This window comes from Pseudomonas sp. LBUM1676 (assembly GCF_059695605.1).
The window spans coordinates 6,743,558-6,760,759 of sequence record NZ_CP166777.1 but is presented as its reverse complement, the minus strand read 5'-3'; the positions used below and the strand labels follow the sequence as shown (position 1 = coordinate 6,760,759).

18 protein-coding genes are annotated in these 17,202 nt (G+C 59.9%); 5 read left to right on the top strand and 13 right to left on the bottom strand.

Translation table 11 applies throughout. From position 1 onward, the window contains the following. Window positions 1-76: 76 nt before the first annotated feature. Window positions 77-967: a 4-hydroxybenzoate octaprenyltransferase gene (gene ubiA, locus ACA041_RS31350; RefSeq protein ID WP_497439265.1), complete on the bottom strand. Its 891-nt coding sequence runs from the start codon at window positions 965-967 to the stop codon at window positions 77-79. Then, complete coding sequence (locus ACA041_RS31345; RefSeq protein WP_497439264.1) at window positions 967-1,530, bottom strand: chorismate--pyruvate lyase family protein; 564 nt, start codon at window positions 1,528-1,530, stop codon at window positions 967-969. Before ACA041_RS31345 ends, ubiA begins: the two co-directional genes overlap by 1 nt. Before the next feature lie 200 nt (window positions 1,531-1,730). Here ACA041_RS31345 and ACA041_RS31340 point away from each other — a divergent pair, with 200 nt between their 5' ends. The 3 genes from ACA041_RS31340 (at window position 1,731) to ACA041_RS31330 (ending at window position 3,534) form a co-directional block, all read left to right on the top strand. Continuing rightward, window positions 1,731-1,898 (top strand): rubredoxin, encoded by a 168-nt coding sequence (locus tag ACA041_RS31340; RefSeq protein ID WP_007954349.1) that lies wholly within the window; start codon window positions 1,731-1,733, stop codon window positions 1,896-1,898. A 19-nt stretch (window positions 1,899-1,917) separates the two neighbouring features. Next, on the top strand, window positions 1,918-3,066 hold the full coding sequence (locus ACA041_RS31335; RefSeq protein WP_497439263.1) for an NAD(P)/FAD-dependent oxidoreductase: 1,149 nt from the start codon (window positions 1,918-1,920) through the stop codon (window positions 3,064-3,066). 192 nt (window positions 3,067-3,258) lie between these two features. Then, window positions 3,259-3,534, top strand: a complete 276-nt coding sequence (locus ACA041_RS31330; protein ID WP_003177201.1) for an HU family DNA-binding protein — start codon at window positions 3,259-3,261, stop codon at window positions 3,532-3,534. A gap of 320 nt (window positions 3,535-3,854) precedes the next feature. Here the strand turns inward: ACA041_RS31330 and ACA041_RS31325 are convergent, their stop codons facing one another. The 4 genes from ACA041_RS31325 to ACA041_RS31310 all read right to left on the bottom strand — a co-directional run bounded on the left by ACA041_RS31325 (window position 3,855) and on the right by ACA041_RS31310 (window position 7,291). Continuing rightward, window positions 3,855-4,472 carry a GAD-like domain-containing protein gene (locus tag ACA041_RS31325; protein ID WP_497439262.1) on the bottom strand — a complete coding sequence of 206 codons (618 nt, stop codon included), beginning with the start codon at window positions 4,470-4,472 and terminating at the stop codon, window positions 3,855-3,857. 85 nt (window positions 4,473-4,557) lie between these two features. Beyond that, the gene (locus ACA041_RS31320; protein WP_497439261.1) at window positions 4,558-5,175 is read right to left on the bottom strand and encodes a GAD-like domain-containing protein; all 618 of its coding nucleotides are present in this window, start codon (window positions 5,173-5,175) and stop codon (window positions 4,558-4,560) included. 10 nt (window positions 5,176-5,185) lie between these two features. Further along, complete coding sequence (locus ACA041_RS31315; protein WP_497439260.1) at window positions 5,186-6,535, bottom strand: DUF6861 domain-containing protein; 1,350 nt, start codon at window positions 6,533-6,535, stop codon at window positions 5,186-5,188. Between the two features lie 474 nt (window positions 6,536-7,009). Beyond that, on the bottom strand, window positions 7,010-7,291 hold the full coding sequence (locus tag ACA041_RS31310) for a DUF6124 family protein (RefSeq protein ID WP_497439259.1): 282 nt from the start codon (window positions 7,289-7,291) through the stop codon (window positions 7,010-7,012). A gap of 517 nt (window positions 7,292-7,808) precedes the next feature. Between ACA041_RS31310 and ACA041_RS31305 the strand changes: the two genes are divergently transcribed. After that, on the top strand, window positions 7,809-8,192 hold the full coding sequence (locus tag ACA041_RS31305) for a helicase (protein WP_497442205.1): 384 nt from the start codon (window positions 7,809-7,811) through the stop codon (window positions 8,190-8,192). A gap of 294 nt (window positions 8,193-8,486) precedes the next feature. On the opposite strand, the gene ACA041_RS31300 is transcribed toward ACA041_RS31305, so the two are convergent. From ACA041_RS31300 to exbB, 6 genes are all read right to left on the bottom strand, one after another. Then, window positions 8,487-9,887: an aminoacyl-tRNA deacylase and HDOD domain-containing protein gene (locus ACA041_RS31300; RefSeq protein ID WP_497439258.1), complete on the bottom strand. Its 1,401-nt coding sequence runs from the start codon at window positions 9,885-9,887 to the stop codon at window positions 8,487-8,489. A 78-nt stretch (window positions 9,888-9,965) separates the two neighbouring features. Next, window positions 9,966-12,041 (bottom strand): ATP-dependent DNA helicase RecG, encoded by a 2,076-nt coding sequence (gene recG / locus ACA041_RS31295; RefSeq protein WP_497439257.1) that lies wholly within the window; start codon window positions 12,039-12,041, stop codon window positions 9,966-9,968. 9 nt (window positions 12,042-12,050) lie between these two features. Next, window positions 12,051-12,980, bottom strand: coding sequence for a hydrogen peroxide-inducible genes activator (locus ACA041_RS31290; RefSeq protein ID WP_497439256.1), 930 nt, complete (start codon window positions 12,978-12,980; stop codon window positions 12,051-12,053). Window positions 12,981-13,161: 181 nt separating this feature from the next. Next, window positions 13,162-13,911, bottom strand: coding sequence for an energy transducer TonB family protein (locus tag ACA041_RS31285; RefSeq protein WP_497439255.1), 750 nt, complete (start codon window positions 13,909-13,911; stop codon window positions 13,162-13,164). Beyond that, window positions 13,908-14,336: a TonB system transport protein ExbD gene (gene exbD, locus ACA041_RS31280; RefSeq protein WP_154849310.1), complete on the bottom strand. Its 429-nt coding sequence runs from the start codon at window positions 14,334-14,336 to the stop codon at window positions 13,908-13,910. The genes ACA041_RS31285 and exbD overlap by 4 nt, the downstream gene beginning before the upstream one ends. A gap of 6 nt (window positions 14,337-14,342) precedes the next feature. Further along, the gene (exbB, locus tag ACA041_RS31275) at window positions 14,343-15,317 is read right to left on the bottom strand and encodes a tonB-system energizer ExbB (RefSeq protein WP_497439254.1); all 975 of its coding nucleotides are present in this window, start codon (window positions 15,315-15,317) and stop codon (window positions 14,343-14,345) included. A 189-nt stretch (window positions 15,318-15,506) separates the two neighbouring features. Between exbB and ACA041_RS31270 the strand changes: the two genes are divergently transcribed. Beyond that, window positions 15,507-16,364, top strand: coding sequence for an SDR family oxidoreductase (locus tag ACA041_RS31270; protein ID WP_497439253.1), 858 nt, complete (start codon window positions 15,507-15,509; stop codon window positions 16,362-16,364). Between the two features lie 78 nt (window positions 16,365-16,442). Here ACA041_RS31270 and ACA041_RS31265 read toward each other — a convergent pair whose 3' ends face one another. Then, window positions 16,443-17,183 (bottom strand): hypothetical protein, encoded by a 741-nt coding sequence (locus ACA041_RS31265; protein ID WP_497439252.1) that lies wholly within the window; start codon window positions 17,181-17,183, stop codon window positions 16,443-16,445. Window positions 17,184-17,202 lie beyond the last annotated feature (19 nt).

Here is a 17,202-nt window from a genome sequence, read left to right as displayed (position 1 = left end):
TGTCTGGAAAAATGCGTCGCCCTCAAGTTCATCGCGAGCAAGCTTGCTCCTACATGGCGCGGTTAACCTCGTTGCCTCAGCGCAATCCATAATCCAGCACAATCCCCACAAAAATAGCCAACCCGGCCCAGTGGTTGTGCAAGAACGCCTTGAAGCAGCGCATCCGGTCCTTGCCCCGGGTGTACCAGAACTCCCACGCAAAACATCCCGCCGCGGCCAGCAAGCCAAGATGGAACCAGCCGCCCAACTCGAATTTCGATCCTGCCAGCAGCAGGCAACCCAGCGCCAATCCCTGCAGGGTCAGAATGATGACGCGGTCCGCCTCGCCGAACAGAATGGCCGTGGATTTCACGCCGATTTTCAAATCGTCGTCGCGATCGGTCATGGCATAATACGTGTCGTAGCCTACTGTCCACAGCAGGTTGGCGATCCACAACAACCACGCTGCGGCGGGAAGTTCGCCGGTTTCGGCGGTGAACGCCATCGGCATCCCCCAGGAGAACGCCGCACCCAGCACTACCTGCGGGTAATAGGTGTAGCGCTTCATGAATGGATAACTGAACGCCAGCGCCAGGCCGCCAAACGAGAGCCAGACCGTGGTTGCGTTGGTGCAGAGCACCAGCAGGAAGCTCACGCCCATCAGCAGGGCGAAGAACGCCAGGGCTTCTCTGGAACTGATCTTGCCGCTCACCAGCGGTCGCTGTTCGGTGCGCTTGACGTGACCGTCGACTTTACGGTCCGCCCAATCATTGATCACGCACCCACCGGCCCGCGTCAGCACCACGCCGAGGACAAAAATCACGATGTTGGTCAGTGAGGGTGAACCCTTGCCGGCAATCCACAGTGCCCACAACGTCGGCCACAGCAGCAGATAGATGCCGATCGGCTTGTCCATGCGCGTCAGCTGAATGAAGTCCCAGGCCCGAGGATTCAAGCGGTTCAGGGACTTGAGCAGGCTCTGGTACATCAGCAATTCTCCGGATGGGCGCGGGCGGCGCGCCACAAGGTCGGCAGGAAAATCTCGGCCACCAGCACGCTCAGGGCGCCCCGGTCGAAGCGCGAACGGCGGCCCCACAACCCAGGCGCTCGGGAATCGGCCGGCAGCCACTCCTGAGGATAGTGACAAACCTCGATGGCCCGGCGCTGGAACGCCTGATCGCAAAACAGCAACTCACCCAGCGAGCGGCTGCCCAGTTCGTCCATATGCAAACCATCGCCCTGCAACGCACTACGCGACGCGACGCTACGGGCGAATACCCAGGCTTCGCCATGCCCGCGCAAATACACTTCGCGCACCCAGCCCTCACTGCCTTCGGCCAGGTCCAGCGCGGCACATTCGTCGGTGCGCAGTGGCTGCCAGCCTTCGAACAGCGGCGTGACACTGAAACCGTCATTCGACAGACGGGTCAGCCGCCGGGTCAGCGAACCTTCATCGAACAACCAGTCGAGCGTAGACGCGTCGGGTAGGGGCGCCAGTTGGCTTTGGGAAAGCCAGAGCGACGTCGCGCAGGGGGATTTTGAGTGTTGCACAGTGAGTCATTATTGGCCGCAAATGAGGCGGCGAGCTTACCATGGCAGTCGGCGATTTTGATTGATCCGCCCCTCGTTGTGCCGACAGGCTTGCATCTGTCGGGCCCGATCAGTACAAAACGCCCCTGAGCCGGACGGCAGCGCTTCCCACCATCGACCGTTCGTGCCGGCAAAAGTCTGAATCCTGAGGATGTACCTGAATGAAAAAGTGGCAATGTGTGGTTTGCGGCCTGATCTATAACGAAGCCGACGGCTGGCCGGATGACGGCATTGCGCCGGGCACCCTCTGGCAGGACGTGCCGGAAGACTGGCTGTGCCCGGATTGCGGCGTGGGCAAGATGGACTTCGAAATGATCGAAATCAACTAAGACACCAGAGGAGTAAGGAATGAACGCACCTGTCGTGATCGTCGGCACCGGGCTGGCTGGCTACAACCTGGCCCGGGAGTTTCGCAAACTCGATGGCGAAACCCCGCTGCTATTGATTACCGCAGATGACGGACGCTCCTACTCCAAGCCGATGCTTTCCACCGGCTTTGGCAAGAACAAGGACGCCGACGGCCTGAGCATGGCCGAACCGGGCGCCATGGCCGAACAGCTGAAGGCCGAAGTGCGTACCCACACCCGGATCAGCGGCATCGATCCCGGCCACAAACGCTTGTGGATCGGCGAAGAATCGGTGGTCTACCGCGACCTGGTGCTGGCCTGGGGGGCAGAAACCGTGCGCGTGCGCATCGAAGGTGATGCCGCCGATTGTGTGTTCCCGATCAACGACCTGGAAGACTATGCCCGCTTTCGCGTGGCAGCCGCCGGCAAGCGCCGGGTGTTGTTGCTCGGCGCCGGCCTGATCGGTTGTGAGTTCGCCAATGACCTGATCGTCGGCGGTTACGAGGTGCAACTGGTCGCACCCTGCGAGCAGGTAATGCCGACCTTGCTGCACCCGGCGGCCGCCGCGGCGGTCCAGGCCGGTCTGGAAAGCCTCGGTGCACGTTTCCACCTCGGGCCGGTGCTCAACCGCCTGCAGCACGTCGCTGACGGGCTCGAAGCGCATCTGTCCGATGGCCAGGTCATCCTTTGCGATGTGGTGGTGTCGGCGATTGGCCTGCGTCCGCGCATCGACCTGGCAGCCGCTGCCGGCGTGCAGGTCAATCGCGGTGTGGTGGTCGACCGCCACCTGAAAACCTCCCATGCCAATATCTACGCGTTGGGGGATTGCGCCGAGGTCGATGGGCTGAATCTTCTGTACGTCATGCCCCTGATGAGCTGTGCGAGAGCGCTGGCACAGACCCTTGCCGGAAATCCCGTCGCCGTGAGCTATGGCCCCATGCCGATCACCGTGAAAACCCCGGTTTGCCCATTGGTGGTATCGCCGCCGCCACGGGGCACCGAAGGCCTCTGGACAGTCGAAGGGCAGGGCACCGACCTGAAGGTTTTATGCCGCGATGCCAATGGAAAATTGCTCGGTTATGCACTGACAGGCGCGGCAGTCATGGAAAAACTCGCACTGAATAAAGAGCTTCCGCCACTGCTGGCGTAAATACCGGTCGTTCTGTCGGAATCACCCCGCTTTTGCCCCTACAAAGGTCGCGCCGAGACTGGCGCGGCTCTTCCGTGCGTGCCATCCTCACTCCCGTCTGCCGCAGAGTAGAGCACCTGCGGCGCCTTAGGCGCTGTTCCAACGAGAACAGCACGGACATAACAACAAAAAACCGTCAAAGGGGCTTCACTAATGCGTAAACCAGAACTCGCCGCTGCAATTGCGGAAAAAGCAGACCTCACCAAAGAACAGGCCAATCGCGTTCTCAACGCCGTCCTCGAAGAAATCACCGGCGCTCTGCACCGCAAAGACAGCGTCACGCTGGTGGGCTTCGGCACCTTCCTGCAACGCCATCGCGGTGCACGTACGGGCAAGAACCCGCAGACCGGTGAGCCAGTGAAAATCAAGGCCAGTAATACCGTTGCGTTCAAGCCGGGTAAATTTTTGAAAGATAGCGTTAATCCGTAATCCGTCCCGACTTCCGCGTAGCGGGAGAGCGGGATAAAAAATGGGCACGCCAACGAGGTTGGGTGCCCATTTTTTATCCGGCACGACGCTGGTCTTTGTAGGAGCTGGCTTGCCAGCGAAGGCGGTGTGTCAGGCGACATCAATATTGAGCGATGCGCCGCCATCGTCATTTCGGGCTCATCAGATGATCCGGCACTCGCTCCACCAACAAAATGCACCCCCGTCGGCCATGCGACTGAGCGCCAGGGCTCAGAGTGGTGTGAATTGTCCACATCTTCAGCGATGGCGCTGATGGACTGTGGATCTTCTGAGCGGATCTCTCAAAGGTCTGAAAAGCTGTAGGGCTGAAGCTCGGCGATCTGAGACAGAAGTGTCAGATGCTCCACCGCCTTTACTTTCTCTAGATAAGCGAGAGTGTCCGGACCGCCGAACATCAGCGCTGGAACAAAACCGTACATCTCGTCGTGACGCAGGGTGCCGAGCTTTTTCTTTGCCGGTTTGAACAGGTCGCCATAATCGTTGGAGTCCACATTCCTAGAGAGCACAAAACTTTGTAGTTCTCTGTCCATCTCCTCACTCGTAATGTCGAATTTTTTAATAACAACTCGAGAAAGAACACTGGTTATCTTAATCGAAAATCCCGTCTTTTCACCCCAGAGGTACAAGTCGCCAAAGGCGCTACGGGCAATCAGGTGATAGGTATCAAAAGTTTCAAATTCCGTCCCCTCAAGCCAGGACGCCACCACTCCCTCGTACTCTTGAGGATTCACTATCCAGAAAATGCCGTCACCGTAACCGCACCAGCCGTGTTCGGCCCAATATTCCAACAACTGATTAGGCAGCTTGCCTCTATAGCGTTCGATGCTTGACGCGGGCACTTCCTGCCGATCAACAGGTCCGCCAAACGTCTCCAGAAAAATTGAAAACACCTCATCCATCGCTTTTTCCTTAACATTTATGAAATCTGACAATGAGATAGGTGTTAATGATCGGTGATTTCTTGGAAGTCTGCGCTTTGATGCTTTAAAGATCTGAAAAGCTATACGGCTGAAGCTCGGTGATCTGAGACAGCAGCGTCAGATGCTCCACTGCCTTTACTTTCTCTAGATGACCAAGGGTGTCCGGGCCTCCGAACATCAGTGCTGGAACAAAGCCGTACATCTCATCGTGTCGCAGGGTGCCGAGCTTTTTCTTCGCCGGCTTGAAAAGGTCGCCATAATCGTTAGCATTCACATCGATCGACAACAGGAAGGACTGAAGGCCCTTATCCATTTGGTCTCCTGTATATATAGAAGTGTGTGTTGCATAACGAGAAAGGTGGCTTGTTATGTCAAGAGAAGCTCCCGTTTTCTCACCCCAGAGGAACAAATCGCCAAAGGCGCTACGGGCAATCAGGTGGTAGGTGTCAAAACCCTCAAATTTCGTCCCCTCAAGCCAGGATGCCACCACCCCCTCGTATTCTTGAGGATTGACTATCCAGAAAATGCCTTCGCCGTAACCGCACCAGCCGTGTTCGGCCCAGTATTCCAGCAACTGATTGGGAAGCTTCCCTTTATATCGCTCGATGCTTGACGCCGGAACTTCCTGCCGATCAACTGGCCCGCCAAACGTCTCCAAAAAAATGGAAAATATCTCATCCATTGTTTTCCCCTTAACATCTGTGAAGTTTGACATTGAGATATACGTCGCTGCGTAAGGTCGCTGGCACTGTCTCTGCGGCCTTTTTCAAATTCGCAATTTTTGGCCTCCACTGAGGGCCAATGCTGGAGTTGACTTGTCGATCACCGAAGTCCGCAATGATATCTCTGCCGCCAGCGCGAAGATCTGGATTATGCAGTCCCGCAAGATTTGACATCGTTTCCTTGGCTTTTCTCACACTCTCTGCTTTCGCAACTCTGGCATTCATCGTTTGCAAAAACTCTTCGTTAAATCGTCTTTGCAAGGTGGTTTGTAAGGTTTTGCGAGCTTGTCTCGCAGCCGCCTGGCTACGTTTCACCGGATTAGCAATATTCTCCAGGTACTCACCAACCGTCAGCCGATTCAGCCCATCCTGTTGCCCCTTCAATTGCCGCTCGAACTCTCCAATTTTAGACGCTGGCAGCTTGTCCGCTTTGAAACATTCGACTTTATGAAGCGGCATCGCGTTCGGTTTGTCACGGGGGGAGTCTTTTTCTTTTCCTGATGGACGGTGTGCGGGTGGCCCCGGGTCCTGCGGGCCAAGTGCGCCTTTGCGCGGTGCCGAGGTTTGCAGGTCGGGTCGTTTTTTCAGTGCGGCTTCATGCTTGAGCATCCATTCGCCCAGCCGCGCACCCTTGGGGCTTGCTCGCATTTCCTGGGCAAGGACGTGGGCATTGCCTCGTCCACGGGTGATGTAAGCAACGATGGCGCCCAGCAGCAGGGCGACGACCTCCACATGCCCCAGCGCGATGTCATGTGCGGCGCTTCTTTGGGCGAACGGATCGTCCCGGCCGAACGGGTTTAACCCTTCCTCGCCGCGTGGGCCTTCCCACGCGATGTTGATGCCGGTCAGGTAATACTCGCCAATGCGCGGCAAGCCTTCGACGAAAAACTCGGCGATGGACGTCAGGCCGAGTATCCCCAGTATCCAGGTGCTGACTTGCAACCCCATCGCGGCGCCGGCGGCTCCCATGGGAATGGCGCCAGCCCCGCCCAAAAACGCGCCTGCACCTGCACCGATTGCCCCACCGGTCAGCACACTGCCGGCAACGATCATTGCCATCTGGGTGACGACGCCGATCAGTTCGTTGAGGATGCTGGCGATGTCGAGGTCAGCGAACCGTTGCCTCAATAGGCGGCCAGTTTCCCACTCCGCCTGGATGAACGCTGACCTGACGCTATTGATGCGACGGATGTTGAGAGAGAGTGAGGGGGCCGGCTCGTTGGAATGTGTGCGATAGCTGGCTCCTCCCTGGAACCCCATCTCATGCGTTATACGGTTTTCAATCTCGTGCCACGTGGGCACGATGTGCAGTAAAAACATTCGAGAGTCTTCCTGACAATTCGCCCGTTAGTGCGTTGATAATTCCGGTGTCCATTACCGAATTACGCTAACAAGTTATTGAAAGGGGTGATGTAGGAAGGCTCTTTTGCCACTGTGGGAAACTTCCCTTATTTCGGGATGTTGCATCCGCGACCAGCAATGGCACGCTTCGAACTGTAATTTGTTTGAGTGCCGCTGGGCTGTATGACGCGTGTTGTTTCTGAAGCGAGCTTGCTTGCGATGGATAGGTAGGCGGCGCATTTTTAAAGGCAGTACGCGTAATCGTTCTCGTCCATCGCGGGCAAGCCCGCTCCTACAGGATTTTGTGTCGGACACAATCTTGGTGCGCGGCAGCGATTCCTGTGGGAGCGGGCTTGCTCGCGAAAGCGGACTGACATCCGACATTGATGTCGGCTGACACGGCCTCTTCGCGGGCAAGCCTCGCTCCTACAGGTGAATAACCCTGATATCTCTTTACGCCTTGCCCGGAGGTGCCGCCGGATTGGATGAGTTGATGTGATCCAGTGCTCGTTCCACCAGTAGATACACGCCGTCGGCCATTCTGCTGATTGCCAAGGCAACGGAACGGCTTCGGCCTTCTACGTCGTCGGCCAGGTCTGCGGCGATGGCACTGATGGACAGCAGGTCTTCGGAGGCGTTGGCCAAGAGGGCTTCGGTCTGGATGTCTGGAGAAACGGTGAAGAGATGGCCGTTTCGGGGGCTGGGTCTTGGGGGGTTGGGTGTTGGTTTGATCATTGGAGTAGTACCGATATTAAGGGGCTAACACCAATTCGCTTGCACTTCGAAAGAGGTGGCAGCTGTGTATAGGTGTGCAAGACCGGAATCGGCAAACCGGCAGACCCGAAGGTCTCCCACACACAGCCGCCATAACAATCCGCGAGCATAGAAAAACGCTCGATGAATAGCCATAAACGATTGTGCCGATTCAGGACTTGCACGTCCGAGTCACCAATCTTTCGGTGACGGCCAGAGGTTATCGGCGAAAGCAAGGGGCGGGTAGTTCATGGATGGCGCCGCGTATTGCAGGAAATTTCCGAAAAGATTGAGGGAACCCAGAGTCAAAAGATTTCAGCCTGCGGCAACTCCTACGCAAAGGTCGGAGTCGTCGCCGCTGTGGTGAGTTCCGTCAATGACTTGGTAGTCATCGGCGTCAAAAAGTAGGGCATCTTCTTCTAACGTAACGCAATGATGGTGTTCTCGCTTGAAGCCGCTACACTGCGCCGGCCGTTCATTTTTAATTGAGGCTGTGCGTATGAAATTTCGTTTTCTTCTATGGGTTTTGGGTCTGTTGATGGGTAAGGCCAGTCGGACTAATCCTGCGTTTCAGCAGCAGTTGGCTGACAAGGATCTGGTGTTCCAGCTGCAGACACTGGATGGAAAAGTGGCGCGGCATTTCCGGGTGAAGGATCAGCGCATTACCAGCAAGGCCGGTGTGTATGCCGAGCCGGCGTTTGCGATTGCTTTTAAAGACGCCGCCTATGGCTTTGCCACGATGCAGGCGAAGAATAAGCAGTTGGCGTTCATGACGGGGATTCAGGACAAGTCGATCCAGATCAAGGGCAATCCGGCGCTGGTGATCTGGTTTCAGGGGTTGACCAAGTATTTGAAGCCGAGGAAGGCGAAGGCCAAGGCTTGAGTTCGAGTAATTTAAGGCTGTGGCGAGGGAGCTTGCTACCGCTGGGCTGCGAAGCGGCCCCAAAAATCTGGGATTGGGTTGAATCAGGCATATCGAGTTGGCTGGTTTGCGACTGCTGCGCAGTCGAGCGGGAGCAAGCTCCCTCGCCACAGGGGATGGGGTGTTTCAGTTAGACCAAGGTGGGTTCATCGCGGGCAAGCCACGCTCCCACAGGATTTGCGTCGTTCCCAAATGGGTTGAACGACACGATCCTGTGCGAGCGGGGTTGGTCCGGCGGCGATCCGACGATGCTTTTCAGGCCGGGGTGAATTGCGAAGCCAGTTCGCGCAACAACATTTCAGCCTCAAGCACTTTACTGACGACATCATCGGCTTTGTCCCGACTCAGACCCAGGCGTTCCAGCAGGACGTCGGGGATGTCTTCGACCGGGCCGGAGCCGACGCCGCGGCTGCGCAGCAGACGCACTGCCAGGCATACGAGGTTCGGGTATTCGGCGTAAGCGCCGTCGTAGCTCGGGTCGTGCTGGAAGCGCAGGGCGGTGGCCAGTTCATCGGGCATGTCCCAGTAGCGCATCAGCCACGCGCCGATCTGTTCGCGACTGATGCCCAGCAGGTGTTGCTCTACAAAACTGTGGCTCAGGTGCGGGTTGACCTCCAGGTGGCGGCAGATCAGCGAGAAGTGCGGTGGGAACACGTGGGCCAGCAGCAGGTAGCCGAAGTTGTGCAGCAAGCCCGCGAGGTAGGTCAGGCCGGCTTCGGGGCGCTGGGCGCGGGGCATGGCGCGGGTCAGGCCTTCAATCACGGCGGCGGTGTAGATCGACTGTTGCCAGTATGGCGTGGTCTGTTGCGGGTGATCCTTGGGCAGGCTCAGGGTTTTGCCCAGGGCCAGGCCCAGCGCCAGGTTTATCACCAGGTCGAAACCCAGCACCCGGACGATAGCGTCTTCCACCGAGCGGATCTTGCCTGGCGAGGCGTAGTAGGGTGACGCCGCCCAGCTGACGACTTGCGCGGCCAGGGCCGGGTCGGTTTCGACGACGCCGGTAATGTCGTCGATGGTGGCGTTGGGGTCGACCCGCAGCTTGATGATTTTTTGCGCGGTCGTAGCCAGGGGCGGAATTTCGATGGTCGCTTCCAGGCGTTGCTGAATGCGTCGTGCAGTAAACGCCTGGACGGCCTGGGTGATTTCCTGGCGGTCATCGTCGGGCCGATCGAGGTTCGGGCGGATGCTGGTCAGGGTTTCGCCGAAATGGGCAGCGCTGGCTTTGCTCAGCAGTGTTTTGAAGTCTTCGCTGCTGACTTCGAGCAATACACCGGGCGCACCCGAGTTGATCAACAACTTCGGTTCGCGCAGCAGGCTTTCTTCGTACAGGCACGGCGAGCTGGCCAGCGCCGGCAGGCCGGGTAGCAGGCTCAGGTTGTGTTTGCCGAGCATTTTTACCCGGCGTTCGGTAGACACGGCGGTCAGGCGGCGGCCTGTGAGTTCGGCGAGTCGGTTGAGGTCCAGCAATTGGTTTTGAGCAAACAGCACCATGAGTGTGCCGACCGCATCGTCGACCAGAACCGCCTGCACTTTGCGCGCGGCGTTCAGGCCCTGGTGGTCGAGAACTTCATCAAAGGCAATGCCCAGCTTGCCCAGCAGCAGCCGAATTGCAGACGAAGTATGCGGGGTTTCGGGGGCGAGGGCAGCGTCAGTCATGAGATGGATCCGGTCTCGAACAGTTGCAGGAGTATAACCATCATGTTTAACACGGTGGTCCGGAAACTGCGACGGTGCTCACACTTGGCCGTATTGCTGTCCATGACGTAGCCAGCGGTCGAGTAACGGGCTGACGTGATCGGGCCAGCGTTCCAGCAGCGCCTGCGCAGCGTCGCGCACGGCAGGCAACAGGTCGGCGTCGCGCATCAGGTCCGCGACCTTGAATTGCAGCAGGCCGGTCTGGCGTGTGCCGAGCATCTCGCCGGGGCCGCGCAGTTCGAGGTCCTTTTCGGCGATGACAAAACCGTCGTTGGTTTCGCGCATGATGCCCAGCCGCTGGCGACCGATTTGTGACAGCGGTGGATGGTAGAGCAATACGCAATGGCTGGCGGCACTGCCCCGTCCGACTCGACCGCGCAACTGGTGCAGCTGCGCGAGGCCCAGCCGTTCGGGGTTTTCGATAATCATCAGGCTGGCGTTCGGCACGTCTACGCCGACTTCAATCACCGTGGTGGCAACCAGCAGTTGCAGGTTGCCGGCCTTGAATTCGGCCATGACGGCGGCTTTCTCGGCGGGTTTCATGCGACCGTGGATCAGCCCGACCTTTAACTCGCCAAGGGCGGCTGTGAGGTCTTCGTAGGTGGTTTCGGCAGCCTGGCAGGTCAGCTCTTCCGACTCTTCGATCAGCGTGCACACCCAATAGGCCTGCCGCCCCTCGGCACAGGCACCGCGCACCCGTTCGATGACTTCGACGCGCCGGGTGTCGGTGACCAGCACCGTGTTGACCGGCGTGCGGCCGGGCGGCAGCTCGTCGAGGATCGAGGTGTCGAGGTCGGCGTAGGCGCTCATGGCCAGCGTCCGCGGAATCGGGGTGGCGGTCATGATCAACTGATGCGGACACATCCGTCCGCCGACGCCTTTCTGTCTCAGCGCCAGGCGCTGTTGCACGCCGAAGCGGTGTTGTTCGTCGATGATCGCCAGCGCGAGGTTCTTGAACTGCACTTCGTCCTGGAACAGCGCGTGGGTGCCGACCACCATCGGCGTGCCGTTGGCGATTTGTTCCAGTGCGGCCACGCGGTTCTTGCCCTTGAGCTTGCCCGCCAGCCACGCCACTTCGATGCCCAGCGGTTCGAGCCAGCGCTTGAAGGTGATGAAGTGCTGCTCGGCGAGGATTTCGGTGGGCGCCATCAGCGCCACTTGATACCCGGCCTCCAGCGCCTGTAGGGCGGCGAGGGCGGCGACCACGGTTTTGCCTGCGCCGACGTCGCCCTGAATCAGCCGTAACATGGGTTCGTGCTGGCTGAGGTCGTAGGCAATCTCGTTGCCGACCCGTTGCTGGGCACCGGTCGGGGTGAAGCCGAGGTTGGCCAGGTATCTGGCTGGCAACCGGGTGGCTTTGGGCATCGCCGGCGCGCGCAGGGAGCGCATGCTTTCGCGCAGGCGCTGCTGGGACAGTTGATGGGTCAACAGTTCTTCGAAGGCCAGACGGTGCTGCGCCCAGTGATGACCGAGGGCGAGCTCGTCGACATCGGCATCGGCTGGCGGGTGATGCAGGTAGCGGATCGCATCGGCCAACGGCGCCAATTGATAGTCCCGCGCCAGTTCGGTCGGCAGCCAGTCGGGCAGGCTGGTCGGGCCGAGCATCGTCAGGGTTTGCATGCACAATTGGCGCAGGCGCTGCTGGGTCAGGCCTTCGGTGAGCGGGTAGACGGGGGTCAGGGTTTCGTCCACCGGCGCAGGCTCGTCGCCGGTGATGGCGCGGTATTCCGGGTGGTAGATTTCCAGCCCGGAGGCACCGGGCCGGGCTTCGCCGTAGCAGCGAATCCGCGTGCCCCGTTTGAGGCCTTCTTTCTGGGCGTTGCTGAAATGGTAGAAGCGCAGGCTGAGCCCGCCGGTGCCATCTTGCAATCGCACCACCAGGCTGCGGCGTCGACCCATGACCACGTCGGCGCCGCTGACGGTGCCTTCGATCACTGCATCTTGCCCGGGTCGCAAGTGGCCGATCGGGACCACCCGGGTACGGTCCTGATAGCGCAGGGGCAGGTGAAACAGCACGTCCTGGAGGTTTTCCAGGCCGACCTTGGCCAGCTTCTCGGCCATGGCTTCGCCGACACCCTTGAGTGCCGTCACCGACACTTGCGACAACTCGGTCATGGCTGCGGCTTACCCGGCAACCACCGGCGCTGGCGGCTTGGCCACCGAGCACAGGCGTATCGAGTCAGCGAGGATCTCGATGGCTTTGGGCCGCGGAAAGCTCGCGCGCCAGGCGATGGCCACGGTACGGAACGGCACCGGTGCCGTCAGTGGGCGTACTTCGATCACGCCGGGGGCGTAATGATGACTGTCGACGGCCGAGAGCGGCAGGATCGAGATGCCGAGGCCGGAAGCGACCATGTGGCGGATGGTTTCCAGGGAGCTGGATTCCACCGTGGTGTGTTTGGCGCCGTCGTTGCCTTTGGCCAGGGTCGGGCAGGCTTCCAGCACTTGATCGCGGAAGCAGTGGCCTTCGCCGAGCAGCAGCAGGCTCTTGTCGTTGAGCAGCGCGGCGTCGATGGATTCTTTCTGGGTCCACGGGTGCTGGGCCGGCATCAGGACGTAGAACGGCTCGTCATAGAGCTGCAAGGTCAGCACGTCGGCTTCGTTGAACGGCAAGGCGATAATGATCGCATCGAGCTCGCCGTTGCGCAGTTTGTCGCGCAGCACGTGGGTGAAATTTTCTTCGATGTACAACGGCATCTGCGGGGCGACCCGGTGCAGTTGCGGAATCAGGTGCGGGAAGAGGTAGGGACCGACCGTGTAGATGGCGCCGACTTTCAACGGCGCGGTCAGCTGGTTCTTGCCGGCCTGGGCCAGTTCGCGGATGCCTTGGGCCTGCTCCAGGACTTTCTGCGCCTGGGCGACGATGCCTTCGCCGACCGGGGTCAGGCGCACGGCGCTTTTGCTGCGCTCGAAAATCAGCACACCGAGTTCATCCTCGAGCTTTTTCACGCCCACCGACAGCGTCGGCTGGCTGACATGGCAACGCTCGGCCGCATGGCCGAAATGCTGCTCTTGGGCGAGGGTAACGATGTAGCGTAATTCTGTCAGAGTCATAGCGAGCGTCCATGAAGTTGCGGGCCAAGCATACCGGCTGCAATCGATAGACGCACGTTATCAGACGTAGGAGCAAGCTTGCTCGCGAAAAACCTGAGACCGCCGCGGGGTTTCAGGTTTCGAGCGTTATCGTTCGCCTCCTTCGCGAGCAAGCTCGCTCCTACAGAAGTTCAGCGGTGTTTTAACGCCGGCGTTTTTCCAGCGAGTAAACAAAGGGTGCAACAATTTCGATGGAGCCGTTGTTCAGCATGTCGGCCGGAGGCTTGGGCAGCGGCTGGGCGCGCTTGATCATTTCCAGGGTGGCCCGGTCCAGATCGGCGTTGCCGGAGCGGCCCACCAGTTCGAACGACAATACGTTACCTTCGGCGTCCACCACGAAGCGCAGACGGTTCAAACCTTCCTTGCCCCGCGCCTGAGCACTGGCCGGGTACTTTTTGTACTTCGCCAAGTGAGCGAGCAGGGTGCCCTGCCAGCTGGCCTTGGCCGCTTGTTGCGCCGCCGAGGGGCCCGGTGCCGGTTGTGCGGATTTCTCCGTCGGTGCCTGGGTCGGCTGGGTGTCGGCCGGTTTTTCCTCGGAAGGTTTTTCCTTCGGCGGTTCCGGTTTTTTCTCCACAGGCTTGGGCGGTTGAGGCTTGGGCTTGGGTTTGACCGGCTTGGGCACGGCAATCTCGGCCTTCGGCGCTTCAGCCAGTTTCGGGATCGGCAGTTCTTCCACCGGGGCCGGTGGCTGTGGTGGCGTTATCACCTTGGGCGGTGCCGGCGGTGGCGGGGCTGGAATCGGCGCCAACTCGACCATCATCGCCTGCGGCGGCAGCTCGATCGGTGGGCGTGACGTCCAGTTCAGCGCCAGCGCAATGGCCAGCGCATGGACGCCCAGCACCACGGCCAGGCTCCCGCTGTAACGCGTCAGCTTATGGCGCGTCGTGATCATTTCTTGACTGCCGTCTCAAGTCCGACCAGACCCACCTTCAGGTAACCGGCGGAACGCAGGTTATCCATCACGCTCATCAGGTCGCCGTAATCCACACCTTTATCGGCCTGGAAGAAGATCGTCGTGTCTTTCTTGCCCTTGGTCCTGGCGTCCAGCGTGGCACCGAGCGTTTCGGCCTTCACTTCTTCTTCACCGAGGAACAGGCGTTGGTCGGCTTTCACGCTGAGGAACACCGGTTTCTCTGGCCGAGGCGCAGGTTTGGCGGTGGAAGCTGGCAGGTCGACCTTGATGTCCACGGTGGCGAGCGGGGCGGCCACCATGAAGATGATCAACAGCACCAGCATCACGTCGATGAACGGCGTGACGTTGATTTCGTGGTTCTCGGCCAGATCGTCGTCTGCGCCTTCTTTCAAATGCAGGCCCATGGCCGATTACCCCACTTTCACCATGTGCGGTTGCGAGCTGCGCTCAGGCTGGTGGTCGAGGTCACGGCTGACCAGCAGCAGGACTTCTGCCGACGCGTCGGACACCTGCGCCTTGTAACCGGCGATGGAGCGGGCGAACACGTTGTAGATCACCACCGCTGGAATCGCGGCCACCAGACCCAATGCGGTTGCCAGCAGTGCTTCGGCGATGCCGGGCGCAACGACCGCAAGGTTGGTGGTCTGGGTTTTGGCGATACCGATGAAGCTGTTCATGATGCCCCAAACGGTCCCGAACAGGCCGACGAACGGCGCGGTGGAACCGATGGTGGCGAGTACGCCGGTGCCGCTGCTCATGTTGCGACCGCAGGCTGCAACCAGGCGCTCGAGGCGGAAGGCGACACGCTCCTTGATGCCTTCTTTCTCGCGGCTGTTGGTCGACAGGCGCATTTCTTCCAGGGCGTCGTGCACCAGCAGGTTGGCGAGGGTGCCGGCCTTGGCGGCCGACGCGCTGGCTTCTTTGAGGGTGGTGGCTTTTTTCAGGTGCACGATCTCATTGCGCAGACGACGCTTGGCGCCCATCAGCTCGAAGCCCTTGGCGATCCAGATGGTCCAGGTGATGATCGAGGCAATGGCCAGACCGATCATCACGATTTTCACAATGATGTCGGCGTTTTGATACATGCCCCATGGCGACAGGTCATGGGCCATGCCCAGGGTGTTGTCGGCCTCGAGGACTTCAGGAGCGTCTTCGGTGATGGTGTCTACAGCCTGGGCCGGGTCAGTCGCGGCCGGGGTCACGGCAGGAGCGGCAGCTGGAGCCTGGTCGGCGGGTGCAGCAGCCGTAGCGGCCGGGGTGGCGGGCGCTTGTGCGTCAGCGAAAGCGGCGGTTGGCGCCAGCATCAGGCTGAGCAGCAGGGCGGCCACTGCGCTCCAGGCGCGAGGTCGTTTGGTTGGCGAAGCGGGGAATTGATTGCGTGTCATGCTGGCCGGACCTGAGAAAGAAAAACGGTAGATGCTCTTCCAGGCCTCGTGAGGCCGAGAACAAAAGTGGCGGGCATTATTGCAAGTAATTCTTGTTAACAGAAGTAATAGAGTATCTTTTTTTCCTTCATTGCTAGCCGCTCGTCCATTGCCGGCGCTAGTCTGTGGCTTTGTGATAGGAGTTTTTTGATGTCCGTTCCTTCTGTTTTGATCGCCGGCTGCGGTGATGTCGGCAGTCGTCTGGCCACGCAATTGCTGGCCTCAGGGTGGGAGGTCCATGGCTTGCGGCGTGACGTCTCGCGCCTGCCCGAGGGAGTCATTGGCGTTGCCGGCGACTTGTTCAAGGAAGACTGCCCGGAGACCTGGCCGGTCGGTGCAGTGGATTACCTGGTGTATTGCGCGGCGGCCACCAATCACGACGAAGCGGGTTACCGTGCCGCCTATGTCCAGGGCTTGCAGCATGTGCTGGAGTGGCTGAACGACTACGGGCAGGTGCCAAATCGCCTGCTGTTTGTTTCCAGCAGCAGTGTGTATGGCCAGCAGGGCGGCGAGTGGGTCGACGAGACTTCGCCAACCATTGCCGAAGGTTATTCGGGCCGATTGATGCTGGAGGCTGAGCAAATAGCACTCCAAAGCGGCATCCCGGCGAGCGTCGTGCGCCTGACCGGCATTTACGGCCCGGGCCGCGAATGGCTGCTGACGCAGGTGCGTCGCGGCTATCGCGTGGCCGTTGACCCGCCGCTGTACGGCAACCGCATCCACGCTGACGATGCGGCGGGGTTGATGGCGTTTCTGCTTGAGGCGGATAGACGCGGGGTGGCGTTGGATGACGTCTACATCGGCGTGGACGACGCGCCTGCGCCCTTGGCCGAAGTGGTGGGCTGGTTGCGTGAGTATCTGGGCGTGACCGAGTGGGCTGACGACGCGAGCGTGCGGCGCACAGGCAGCAAGCAATGCAGCAATGCCAGGGCGAAGGCCTTGGGCTGGGCGCCGAAGTACCCGAGCTATCGCGAAGGCTACGCTGCCATCCTCGAAGGCCGCTGCTGACTTCCCATCACCACAAACCAAATGTGGGAGCGAGCAGGCTCGCTCCCACATTGGTTTTGTGTTGGCTTCAGGGTCGGGTTACTGCTTTTCCAGCAACCACTTGCGCTCACCGGGCGTGAACTGCGGCATTTCATCTGCCTTCGCGGTGTTCACAGCCTGGAGAATCTCCAGCTCCTTGCCCTTGCGCGCAAAGATCCAGGTGTTGCCCTGGCCGTTTAGTTGCAACCACATGTTGTCGTTACCGCCGCTCATCGAAGCGCAATCGCCAGCCAGGCACAGGGCATAACGATCCGCACCAGGCAGGCCGGCAACCTGACCGTCAGCCTGGAATTGCACGGTATTGCCTTCACCGGGGCCGCTGACGACTTTCCAGCTGCCGCCCATGTAGCCCGAATACAATGCGCGTTCAAAGCTGGCGCCGAACGGCGCGCCGTCCGGCACCGGGATCAGCGCGCGGTCGAAGACCTGCTCTGGTTCGTTCTCGCTCGCGGATTGGCTCAGTTGCTTGCCATCGCGCTTCAGCTCGCTACCGGAGCTGCCATAAAAATCGACTTTCCAGGCACCGGACTCTTCGCCCAGCAGCTTGCCGTCGACGTTTTCAAAACCGTTGGTGTAGCGGGCTTGGCCGGCCTTGGTGTTGACGTCCCATTCCAGGTTCGGGCCATAGGCCTGGAGTGCTTCACGCAGGGGGGCGCCTTTGGACGCAGCATCGATCGCCACCTGGTTGATCCAGGTGCCGCTGATGTCACGGTCGGCAGGGTTGCTGGCACATCCGCCCAAGAACAGGGCGAGCAGCGAGAGAGCTAGCGCTTGGCGCATGGTGGAATCCTTTCAGAAC

Coding starts and splice junctions, on each gene's coding strand:
- ACA041_RS31325 (WP_497439262.1), bottom strand. CDS start 4,472: ATGGATGAGGTGTTTTCAATTTTTCTGGAGACGTTTGGCGGACCTGTT.
- ACA041_RS31270 (WP_497439253.1), top strand. CDS start 15,507: ATGTCCGTTCCTTCTGTTTTGATCGCCGGCTGCGGTGATGTCGGCAGT.
- ACA041_RS31300 (WP_497439258.1), bottom strand. CDS start 9,887: ATGACTGACGCTGCCCTCGCCCCCGAAACCCCGCATACTTCGTCTGCA.
- exbB (WP_497439254.1), bottom strand. CDS start 15,317: ATGACACGCAATCAATTCCCCGCTTCGCCAACCAAACGACCTCGCGCC.
- recG (WP_497439257.1), bottom strand. CDS start 12,041: ATGACCGAGTTGTCGCAAGTGTCGGTGACGGCACTCAAGGGTGTCGGC.
- ACA041_RS31310 (WP_497439259.1), bottom strand. CDS start 7,291: ATGATCAAACCAACACCCAACCCCCCAAGACCCAGCCCCCGAAACGGC.
- ACA041_RS31335 (WP_497439263.1), top strand. CDS start 1,918: ATGAACGCACCTGTCGTGATCGTCGGCACCGGGCTGGCTGGCTACAAC.
- ACA041_RS31320 (WP_497439261.1), bottom strand. CDS start 5,175: ATGGATGAGATATTTTCCATTTTTTTGGAGACGTTTGGCGGGCCAGTT.
- exbD (WP_154849310.1), bottom strand. CDS start 14,336: ATGGGCCTGCATTTGAAAGAAGGCGCAGACGACGATCTGGCCGAGAAC.
- ubiA (WP_497439265.1), bottom strand. CDS start 967: ATGTACCAGAGCCTGCTCAAGTCCCTGAACCGCTTGAATCCTCGGGCC.
- ACA041_RS31315 (WP_497439260.1), bottom strand. CDS start 6,535: ATGTTTTTACTGCACATCGTGCCCACGTGGCACGAGATTGAAAACCGT.
- ACA041_RS31285 (WP_497439255.1), bottom strand. CDS start 13,911: ATGATCACGACGCGCCATAAGCTGACGCGTTACAGCGGGAGCCTGGCC.
- ACA041_RS31330 (WP_003177201.1), top strand. CDS start 3,259: ATGCGTAAACCAGAACTCGCCGCTGCAATTGCGGAAAAAGCAGACCTC.
- ACA041_RS31305 (WP_497442205.1), top strand. CDS start 7,809: ATGAAATTTCGTTTTCTTCTATGGGTTTTGGGTCTGTTGATGGGTAAG.
- ACA041_RS31340 (WP_007954349.1), top strand. CDS start 1,731: ATGAAAAAGTGGCAATGTGTGGTTTGCGGCCTGATCTATAACGAAGCC.
- ACA041_RS31265 (WP_497439252.1), bottom strand. CDS start 17,183: ATGCGCCAAGCGCTAGCTCTCTCGCTGCTCGCCCTGTTCTTGGGCGGA.
- ACA041_RS31290 (WP_497439256.1), bottom strand. CDS start 12,980: ATGACTCTGACAGAATTACGCTACATCGTTACCCTCGCCCAAGAGCAG.